The sequence below is a fragment of the Arhodomonas aquaeolei DSM 8974 genome (genome assembly GCF_000374645.1).
Taxonomy (GTDB): domain Bacteria; phylum Pseudomonadota; class Gammaproteobacteria; order Nitrococcales; family Nitrococcaceae; genus Arhodomonas; species Arhodomonas aquaeolei.
This window is the reverse complement of sequence record NZ_KB894842.1, coordinates 1-2394: the sequence shown is the minus strand read 5'-3', so window position 1 is coordinate 2394 and position 2394 is coordinate 1. Positions and strand designations below refer to the sequence as shown.

Genomic DNA, 2394 nt, shown 5'->3' with positions numbered 1-2394 from the left:
AGGAGCCAAAAAACTTCCAGTTTCCTCGGGAGGGCCTCGGTCAGGGAGAAGGGCATCGACCATATTGTTAAGAAGGGTTGTTTTACCGACCCCGTTTCGGCCAATTATTATGTGAATGTTGGAGGAAGGCTTGCTGTTGGGCTCTACAGAAAATTTGACCTGGATCCCGGAATAGCTTTCGCTGGGACCTTTATGATAGAGAAAATCATACTCAGTTAGCGGAGCTTCATGTCGCAGAATACGGCTATATTGGTTCTCAATGGATGCTCGATCTACGTTTCGGAGTAGGGAGACACTAAAAACTCTTTCGTTCTCGGCATCCCGACGCCGGATAGGATTGTATACGATATCCCCTAGGCTATTTAATAGGGTTTCGGCTAGATTATCGGATAGCTGTTCGGTTAAATTTTTGTAGTAGTCGGAATCCTGCCCCAGTGAGAAGAAGTTTTCCGGCAGGCTAGAAAATTGTTCAGGTAGTGAATCTAGAGTCCATCCATCGCTCTGGCCGATAAGGGCTATCTTAACACTTCCTATCAGGTGTCTAGCACCCAACTCATCGAAAACCGTAAGATTGAATAGCGTTTTGTGCCCAAAGTCGTCCCAATCATCGGGTGCCAGATATGCTGTATTAATACCTTGGTTTGGCAACCGTGAACGCCTGGGTAGCGTGTAGAACATTAGAGGCATAGATTATATCTTCCTATCTCTTTTTGTTACCTACAATTAGCCTTTGGGGCGCCATAACGACGAAGATAAACGGCACGCCGGCTAGGCGCGTCCGGTGGAAGGCCGAAGGCCTGGAACGAGTTTGATCGCTTTGTTGGGCCTACACACCGACGACTTTTTTATAAATCCATGTTTCATGGTCTTGATCACGCTTTGGGGAAAACCGGGGACAGACCACGATTTCCACGCAGAAACCCTGAGTAATCTTCGTCGCGCGCGCTCTCCTTGGCATGGTTCCCTCCCTGGCTTCCTTGCCTGACGACGTTTAGCCTACCACTTCCACGACCTCCCTCAACTGCGCAAAACCGTGGTCTGTCCCTGGTTCTCCCCTCATGTCCCTGGTTCTCCCCTCATGTCCCTGGTTCTCCCACGATTAGTTAGACCTTTATCAGAAGTTCCGATTCTGGTCGTAAGTAGCAAGCGGCGCTTGCCGGAGAAGCTTCATATAGGAGATCCCGGTATCACGGTTGTCCCATGCGGACTGAATATGAGTGGCCAGCTTTGGCAAATCATCCGCTACTGTTGACGGCCAGAGACACGAGTCGTACTCGTAAACCCGCAACATGTTGTCGACATCAAATATCCTTCCGGTTCCAGTTGACTTGATTAGTGCTACCGGTCGGTCTTCACACATGCGCATGCCCAACTCAAAAAGCACGTTCGGGTTGTGCTCCGTAAGGTCGGCGACAACCAAATCGGCCTGAAGGAGGTCATTGACGATTGTTGATTGGATTACGTCGCTGCCTTGGCGGTTCGCCGTCGTAACCGTGAAGCCCGCATTTTCGGCAGCGGGCGCAATCAGACTCCTCAGCACCTCCTCGAAAAATCCAGGCGGATGGTCCGCACTCCGCTCGACAAACGGCATGATTACGAAACAGGACTGCCCTGTACCACCTTCAGGCTGCGCGACGGTGACGGCTGCTGTCTGCCCTGGATCCGGAGACGCTGGTACCAAGTACGAAGTGTCGAACTTGTGTCCGATCCCGAGGTATTGGCAATTCTGCTGATAGAGATCGATAAACTCGTCATGCACCTCCGGATTTAACCCGAACTCGGTCTGAAGGGTATTGGACAAGTACTGCTTTTCGGGGAGATCACTGCCCTTGTAGTACTCGAGAACCTTCTGAAACACGTCAACCGACAGAAATGCTTCGCGCTTCGCGACGGCTTCCTCTTCTGGAGAATTTGGATAGAGGACTCGGCGTCCAAGATGAGAGAGGCTAATCTTTTCAGTTCGGCTTGACCCTTCAGTCAACCCGTAATCTCTCGAGGCAGCAGTTAGGTAGTAGAAGTTTCCAGTTTTTGGGCCAACGCCTAGAGCCTTCGCCACCTCTTCAGGGGGCCACGGGTTTCCGGCATTCTTCTCCTTGATCGCAGTCGGGACTCGAAGCGCTTTTTCCAGACTCATGCGTGGAAACGGTCGGTCGACTCTCTTTCGCTCGCCCTTCTCGCCGTCTTTAGCCACAAACTCCCCCTTAGTAGTATCGCATCGTGTCTAACGTAGTGCTAACGTGCTGGGTGAAGCGAAGCGTAACCCAGTCACGTTGAGCACTTGGTTATGCTTCGCTGGCCCAATAGCACTCTGTGTAATCGAGATGGAAGTACACATGCCCAGTTTCTTCATTAGTTATTCTGAGGCTCGGCGTATCGGATACAAGGTCCGAAAAT

At 51.2% G+C, this 2394-nt stretch carries 1 protein-coding gene and 1 pseudogene; both read right to left on the bottom strand.

All coding sequences use genetic code 11. From position 1 onward, the window contains the following. A pseudogene (locus C516_RS21455) lies at positions 1 to 687 on the bottom strand (hypothetical protein); the annotation flags it as partial. Positions 688 to 1114: 427 nt separating this feature from the next. Then, entirely contained in the window at positions 1115 to 2191 is a 1077-nt protein-coding gene (locus C516_RS21450) for a hypothetical protein (protein ID WP_211210658.1), read from the bottom strand. Positions 2192 to 2394: the final 203 nt, after the last annotated feature.